Origin of the sequence: Rhodococcus sp. SB1D (genome assembly GCF_048573875.1) — a bacterium.
In the GTDB taxonomy this organism is placed as follows: Bacteria; Actinomycetota; Actinomycetes; order Mycobacteriales; family Mycobacteriaceae; genus Rhodococcus_F; species Rhodococcus_F qingshengii.
Map to the genome: position 1 here is coordinate 1,085,341 of NZ_JBMAIQ010000001.1, position 7,325 is coordinate 1,092,665.

7 protein-coding genes are annotated in these 7,325 nt (G+C 61.1%); 4 read left to right on the forward strand and 3 right to left on the reverse strand.

The window, feature by feature from the left end; genetic code table 11:
- The first annotated feature begins 1 nt into the window (after position 1).
- From ACN50D_RS05070 to galE, 3 genes are read left to right on the forward strand one after another with little or no spacing between them, the layout of a single operon-like run.
- Positions 2-880 (forward strand): hypothetical protein, encoded by an 879-nt coding sequence (locus ACN50D_RS05070; protein WP_238592727.1) that lies wholly within the window; start codon positions 2-4, stop codon positions 878-880.
- Positions 859-1,989, forward strand: a complete 1,131-nt coding sequence (locus ACN50D_RS05075; RefSeq protein ID WP_054825874.1) for a nucleotidyltransferase family protein — start codon at positions 859-861, stop codon at positions 1,987-1,989. Before ACN50D_RS05070 ends, ACN50D_RS05075 begins: the two co-directional genes overlap by 22 nt.
- Entirely contained in the window at positions 1,986-2,984 is a 999-nt protein-coding gene (galE, locus tag ACN50D_RS05080; protein ID WP_064444603.1) for a UDP-glucose 4-epimerase GalE, read from the forward strand. The genes ACN50D_RS05075 and galE overlap by 4 nt, the downstream gene beginning before the upstream one ends.
- A gap of 7 nt (positions 2,985-2,991) precedes the next feature.
- Here galE and ACN50D_RS05085 read toward each other — a convergent pair whose 3' ends face one another.
- Positions 2,992-3,807 (reverse strand): hypothetical protein, encoded by an 816-nt coding sequence (locus ACN50D_RS05085; RefSeq protein ID WP_419970226.1) that lies wholly within the window; start codon positions 3,805-3,807, stop codon positions 2,992-2,994.
- A gap of 590 nt (positions 3,808-4,397) precedes the next feature.
- Here ACN50D_RS05085 and ACN50D_RS05090 point away from each other — a divergent pair.
- Positions 4,398-5,531, forward strand: coding sequence for a sensor domain-containing diguanylate cyclase (locus ACN50D_RS05090; RefSeq protein WP_249342659.1), 1,134 nt, complete (start codon positions 4,398-4,400; stop codon positions 5,529-5,531).
- On the opposite strand, the gene ACN50D_RS05095 is transcribed toward ACN50D_RS05090, so the two are convergent.
- The gene (locus ACN50D_RS05095) at positions 5,520-5,993 is read right to left on the reverse strand and encodes a DUF5709 domain-containing protein (RefSeq protein ID WP_003945009.1); all 474 of its coding nucleotides are present in this window, start codon (positions 5,991-5,993) and stop codon (positions 5,520-5,522) included. The genes ACN50D_RS05090 and ACN50D_RS05095 overlap by 12 nt on opposite strands.
- Before the next feature lie 73 nt (positions 5,994-6,066).
- Positions 6,067-7,242 carry a lipase family protein gene (locus ACN50D_RS05100; RefSeq protein WP_054827626.1) on the reverse strand — a complete coding sequence of 392 codons (1,176 nt, stop codon included), beginning with the start codon at positions 7,240-7,242 and terminating at the stop codon, positions 6,067-6,069.
- Positions 7,243-7,325: the final 83 nt, after the last annotated feature.

Genomic DNA, 7,325 nt, shown 5'->3' on the forward strand with positions numbered 1-7,325 from the left:
CGTGACAGGCAACCACGTACCACAATTCCGGGCGCACTACCTTTGGGTTGACGCGATTGTGCGCGGTTTCCGCATACCCGAGGTCGGTGTCGTCGAGCATCGGATTGCCAGCCCGTGGCCTGCGGACAACAACGTCGAAGTTCGGATTCAGCGGAATCGAGCGACATTCGGTCGCTGGGACGTCACCATCGAATCGACCATCGGCGGCAGCCATGAAACGCTGATCGGTCTGGACGGTCTCCAGCTCGCGGAGAGCGTGTACCGCACGGTGCACCGGGATGTCATGACGGCCGCGCACGCCCGACAGTGGACACGCCTGCACGCCGCTCTGGTCGACTGCAACGGTGTGAGAGTGGCGATCGCCGGGCATTCCGGGGCGGGCAAGACCACCTTGGCGCTCGCCCTTGCCCTGCGGGGTGCACAACTGCGTGCTGACGAAGGCGTCTTCATTCGTGGTACCGAAGCTGTGGGCTTACCACGGCGGGTTCACCTCAAAGCCGGTACGTTCGACGTCCTCCCGGAGATCAAAGCGCACGATTCGCTGTATCTTCCGTACGCCCCGCCGGTGTGGGCGTTGGACCCGTCGACCTTGCCTGCTGAACGAAACGTCAGCTCGGCGGTTCGCGGAATCGACCTGGTGCTGATCCTCGATGGATGGGACGAGGGGCCGACTCGACTCGCTCCGATGCCCGTATCCCAAGCGATACAGTCGCTGGCCGGGCAATCCGCACTGTGGTCCGACAATCACGGATTGACCCTGAGAAACATCGCTGCTCTACTCTCGAATGCCCCGTGCTACAGACTGATTCGACATCACGGCGACACCGGCGCCGACACCGTGGAGGAACTGGTGGCGTCATGCGTGACACCCGGTACCTGATTTCCATGTTGAAACCCGAGTGTGGGGCCGACGTCATCCGCTTGTGTTCGCAGCAGGATTGGCCCAGAGTCATCGACGCCGCTGTAAGGCACAAGGTATTGCCGCTGCTCGCCTCCCGAGCGGTCGAGGCCGGCTTCGCATCGGTCCTACCTGCGAGCTTCGCGGAAATGCTGTCGGAATCCTCGGCCACCGCATCGAGTCCGGAACTGACGCTGAGCCTTGTCCATCACCGAAACACCATAAGGATCTCGGACCTCGACGCGCAGCGAGTGGAACTGCAAGAGTTGTTACACAGCAACGGATTTCCGACGGTTGCACTTAAGGGTGCCGCCCTTCTCGAGCGAAAAATCTGGCCGAACCCGGCAGCTCGACGGATGACGGACATCGACCTTTTGGTCGTCGACCCTGCACATGCCGTTCCGGCCAACGACGCGATCCTCGATTTCGGCTACCGAATGGTCCGCCCCGACGAAGTGGACTCCGACTCCATCGATCACGACGATCACCAGGAACCGGCACTCCTTCGCGACGACCGTCATGGCTCCGTCGAAATCCATTCGCACTTGCTTCCGCGGTTCGCACGTCACGCGCTGACCCGGGAGGCCGCGGTCCGAGGAATCAGCTCGGAGGCGGAAGGATCCCGCCTTGCGATGGCCGACGTGACGCTGCACGTCATCGCTCACGCGCGGCTTGCCGATCGGGCCTTGATTCGAGCCGATTTGTCGTTGAACAGTGTCTTCGACGTGGGGTACCTGCTCACTTCCGAACCGGAACTCGCTGTGACGCTCTCCAGACGCCAGTTGCCACGCGATGTCCGTCGGGCGGTGAACGTCCACTGGGCGGCGGTGGAATCGATCTTCGGCGTCAGTACCGGAATGACGACCGTCCCGGCGCGTTGGTGGTGGCGATGGACGCTGTGGTTGGCGGATCGCCCACGCCTGCACTCGCTCTACCGCGATCTGGTCATGGTGCCGCTCTTTCTCGACCGTGATCGGCTTTCCATCCGGGACGGGCGCGACCTACGTGGATGGGACTTGGCCCGCTCACGCGTGTCTCACTTCGTCCGTCGTGCGAGGACTGCCGTCGAAGATGCCGGGGGAGCGGCGTGAAAGTACTGATCACGGGCGGAGCGGGATTCATCGGAAGCACCGTAGCGTCGAAGTGCGTCGACGCCGGGATCGATGTCGTGATTCTCGACAACCTGCTGACCGGCCGCGCCGAATTTGCGCACAGATTCCCGTTCTACTGCGGCGACATCGCGGACGAGAAACTGCTCGACAAGGTATTCGCAGATCATTCCGATATCGATGCGACAGTTCACTGTGCGGCCTTGATCGTGGTCGGAGATTCCGTGAGTAGCCCGGCGCGGTACTACGAGAACAACGTATCCAAGTCGCTGACGCTGGTATCGAGTGTCCTTCGGAACGGGTGTGAGCGCTTCTTGTTCAGTTCCTCTGCGGCGGTGTATGCGCCGAGCGACGGTGGGTGCGTCGACGAACGTTGGGGGATCGCACCGCAGAGTCCCTATGCGCACAGCAAGGCTCAGTTCGAAACGATGCTCGACGACATTGCGGCGGCCACTGAATTATCGGCGATATCTCTACGCTACTTCAACCCGGTCGGGGCAGATCCGGATCTGCGAAGTGGTACACCATCGGCACGCCCGACCCACGCACTCGGAAAGCTGTTCGAATCATATTCGACAGGAACGCCTTTCAGGGTTACGGGAACGGATTGGCCGACGCGCGACGGATCCGGAGTGCGTGATTACGTTCATGTCTGGGACCTTGCAGACGCTCATGTTCGAGCACTGAAAAGGTTCGACCGGGTCACCGCTGAATCATCACGCATGACTGTGGTCAATCTGGGCAGCGGGCGGGGGACGACCGTGTGGGAGCTGGTACACACATTCGAGAACGTGCTCGGCGAAGATATCGACGTGGTCGCTGCCGGCCGACGCACCGGTGACACTGCCGGCGCTTACGCATCGAACGATCGTGCGTTGCGACTACTCGGGTGGGTTCCGACATTCACCCTGGAACAGGGGATCGAGGACACCGCGCGGTGGCTGGCAGTTCGGCCGCACCTGCTCAACTCGGTGTAGCCGAACGTCAGCCCGTCGGGTCGTCGTCAACGGTGATGTTGTTGCTACGTAGCCAGAAGGTGGCGTCCGGATCCCACCCGGCGAGCACAGTGGCCCCCGCGTTGGCCGACAACGGGATCGCGACACCTGGCGTGGTCAGATAAGCCATCATGGTCAGGTGCACGGCGTCGTAATCCGCGGACACCGAAACCCAGTCCGGAATGAACCAGTCACGGTATTCACCGGTCGTGTCGTACCACACGGAGCGACGTGAAGCGGGCACTGGCAGGGGATAGGTATCGACCAGATTCGCCCAGTCCTGCGGACCGGTGATCTCGTAGATGCGGGGCGCGCCGTAGATCCTTACCGGCTGCACCCGCGCCTCGTTCGAGGAGCTGTCTTCTTCGAGAATCACCCCGAGGGCCCCGATACCGTCGCGGGCCCTGGTTGTTTCGGTTGTGCCGTTGGCAAACGGGATAGACCACCATTCGCCTCCGATGTGACGGTCCGGATCTTCGATCTGGTATTCCAGAAACTGACGTTCGTTGTCGAGTGCCTCAGCACGCCACTGTTCGAGGCCGTCTTCTGTGCGGTAAATCCGCAAGGGTAGGTCCGACCAGCCGTAAATGGGGTTTCGCTTTTCAACCAGATTCTGGTTCAGAAGGTCAGCAGGCTCGGCCCACCAGGCGGTGTGTGACGAGTCGAGAAGGGTTTGGGCGATCGGGCGCAATGCCGCGATCACCTCAGGGCGGACGAAGATCAGATCTTCTTCGTCCGGCGGCTCCCAGTAGCGTGCAAAATCTACGGCATACGCAAGACAGTGCAGAATCTCGAGTTCCGACATTTCTGCTGGCACGCGTACCCGACGTTCGCGCAGAAGCGACGGCCACGTGGTGAACCGAGGACGAGTGCAACGGAATCCATGTGGGTAAAGCTAGCGGACAAGCTGACGGGGGACGTTCGAATATCCATTACTTGACATAATGTAGATTATCGGCAAATTCTCGACCTGGCGATATCCGCCTCACGCCTGGTTCGTGCAACCTTCTTTGTTTCCGCCCACTCATGTCTGTCTGCCGGTACATTTGCCGGCTTTCCTGCGTTTCAGTCCGAGATCTGCGACCGGCTTGCACGACTCGACCATTGCGACTCCGCGATCGCCGGCTGAATTGCTGCCGATCACCGCCTGGCCTCGCCGGCGACTGCGGCTACGCCGCGCGACCTGGACGTCAGGAACGACCAATAAGTGCTCTGATGTGGATTGATGCCGATAAACACGTCTCACCGACTTCCGGCTACCCCACCTCAATTCGTCACTGTGACGTATTATGGTTGACAGGCTGGAGGCGAGTTCAGTTCCATTGTCATCGCCACGGACTACTATCGCCGCATGTGTTGTATTCGACCGGCCGCTTCTCATGGTCAGTGGCCGCGATGAGCGACACACCCAAGGTCGTGCATCGCTGGCTCGCAGTGCCAGACCAGTATGACCGATTCACGCGATTCTTGCGCGACAACGGAATTCTGATGCCGACTCGGATAGGCATCGGCGTATTGGTTTTCCTCCTGGGTATCACGATTCTGCTGAAGCGACTGGGCACTCATTCGGTACAGACCATCGGATTTCCGTTGGACGTCGTCGTCGCAGTGCTTGTGATGATCGGCGGAATTGCCCTGCCTGTCGTAGCGACCACCCGTGAAAGGTCGTATTTCTTCGTCGTTGCCGGGGACTTCGCTGTTGCGGTGATCGTGCTGGCCGAGGCGAATCCGGATCAGAGATTGCTTGGATGTCTCGTCTTCGGGCTCGTCGGCTCGTACATAGCCTTCTTTCACAATCTTCGAACTCAGCTGTGGCACCTGCTGTTTTCCGGGGCAGTCATCGTTGTTGCCAGCATCGGCGTGTTCACCGATGTACCTTCTGGCCTTCCAGACGTCCTGGGACGCATTGCCTTTGCCATTCCTGTCATCACTGTCATACCGGTGGTCACGCAGATTGCTCTGGCGCTCCTGAGCAACGACGCTCAAAGCTCAGAACTCGATCCGTTGACGGACCTGCTGAATCGGCGCGGACTCGCACGGCGGACTTCCGAACTACTGCAAGCGAAATCCAGCCTCGACCAGTCTTTGCTGGTGGTGGTGATCGACATCGACAATTTCAAACACTTCAACGACACCTACGGTCACGACGTCGGCGACCGAGTCATACTGCGCACGGCCTATCGACTACACGACTGGGCCAGATCGGACGCGGCGATAGCGCGCTTCGGCGGTGACGAGTTCGTCGTCGTTCAGATGATGCCGTTGCCGTACGTCGGCGATCTACTGGCCCGGATCGCGCCCATCATGAACTCCCCTACAGGCGAACCAATCTCGACGACAAGCATCGGCATAGCCATCCACAACGGCGCCTGGCCGGACGTACAAGCAGCAGAAAGTGGCGTTCACGATCTACATCGCCTCGCCGATTCGGCGATGTACGAAAGCAAGAGAATGGGTGGAAATCACGTCCACTCCATCGTTCTCACCGATCAACAGCTACAACAGTCAGGCGGTCGTTCAGTCCTCTGAATCGTCGATCAGATGCATCGCGGCTTCCTCTGCCGACGCTGCGCCGCCGTCGATTCCGACGTCTCCGGCAATGAGTTCACTTTCCTCGTCCTCGTATCTGCCCTCGTCTTCGGCAACGAGACGGCCGACCCGACGGTTACCCACTTCGTCACCGTTCGGGAATTCTTCTTCCCGTTCGAATTCGTCGGCATCGGCGGGATCCTTCAAAGGATCTCCGAGCGACGCGTACGGATCGGGTTCTTCTTCGGCCAGGCGCTCGTCGAGGGTCTCCCCCGCTGATTCCTCGCTGCCGGTCAACCCGTGGGCATCAAGTCCCAGTGGGCGTTCCGGTGGTGAGATTCCCTCGTCGAGAATGTCGTCGACGCCTCGATCGATCAGAGTGTCTTCAGGTTGAAGCTGGTCGTCGGGATCGAGACTGTAATCGCCATTGCCGGCCGCGCCGGTGTCATCCGTGTCGCTCATACGATCAACGATGCCACGGGCACACCGAGTTGGCCATGTGCCGCGCCTGCTCGATACGTCACTCCGGAGACATTCAGCACGAACGCGGGGCCGGCACTCCGTCGAATCGGTCCTGTAGGTACTCGAATGCGGTGGGCAGACCGAGGACCGCAGTGGTGAGGTGGTCCGGGCTGGGGAACAGTTGGGATTGAATCGTGGCTCCGGCGGCGCAGTACCGCGAAATCGTGTTGACCACCGAATCGATGGGGATCAGAACGTCGTCGGGCGTGTGCCATTCGAACACCGGGGCAGTCGGCACACCGGGATAGAGTTCGACGCTGTTGTCGTCCATCACCTTTCGCACTTCAGGGCTGGACAGCAAGGATGTCGACGTCGACACCTGAGAGGCACTGCGCCCGGCACCGACCCTGAGGATGTCGTTGGTGCACGCGTTGGTGAGTTCGGCCCGCATCGACCGTCCGAGGTCGTTGAGTTGGTTGCTCAGCGGCAGTAGGTCGGGATACTCGCGTTCGAGGCCCATTGCTGCGGCGAAGGCGAGGCCGAATGCCGGGTGCGGATCCTGTCCGAGGCCGTTTGCCATCTTGGACAGATTCATCGGGACGCCGCCCTCGGCTACACCGACAAGGTTGACCTCGGGTGCGTAGCTCGGGGCCAGTGCGGCCGCCCACGCGGTGGCCATGCCGCCGCCGGAGTAGCCGGCAATACCTACAGGGCTGGCGCCACTACGCAATTCGGGGACTTTCTGAACGGCGCGGATACCGTCGAGCGTGATCTGTCCGCCCAGGCGCGCGGCGCCGTACGCACTGTTGGGTCCGAGATGGTCGGGAAGGGCAATGGTCCATCCACGTTGCAGCGCGACGTTGAGGATGGGCGCTTCACGGATGACGATGTTGGGATCCGATGCGTAAAGCGCGCGAGACGGCGCACATCCCGTACCGAGTGCATTGACGATGTGCTGATACGAGAGCAACGGGCCGTCTTGTGCTTGATTCGGCGGGACCAGGATCGTGCTGACCGCGGCAATAGGCTTGTTCTCTGAGTTCGTGGACCTGTAACTGACCTGCCAGATCGCGACGCCGGGAAAGGTCATCAGGTCAGGGGCCCGGCGCACGGAGATCGGCGTGCCGGCGGTCCCCTCGGCCGCTGCTTGCGAGTAGAACGGGTCCGGGTCCGGTGCCGGATATGCGGGATCGGCCTGTGCAGTCCCCCCGGAGAGCAGTGCGGCAGTCAGTGCAGCGGCAGTCAGCATCGATCCGGTAAACACGCGTGTGGTTCGCAGTTTCAACGTTTTCCCCTCGTCCGGACCCACCCGGGGTCCATCACCCTGTGTGT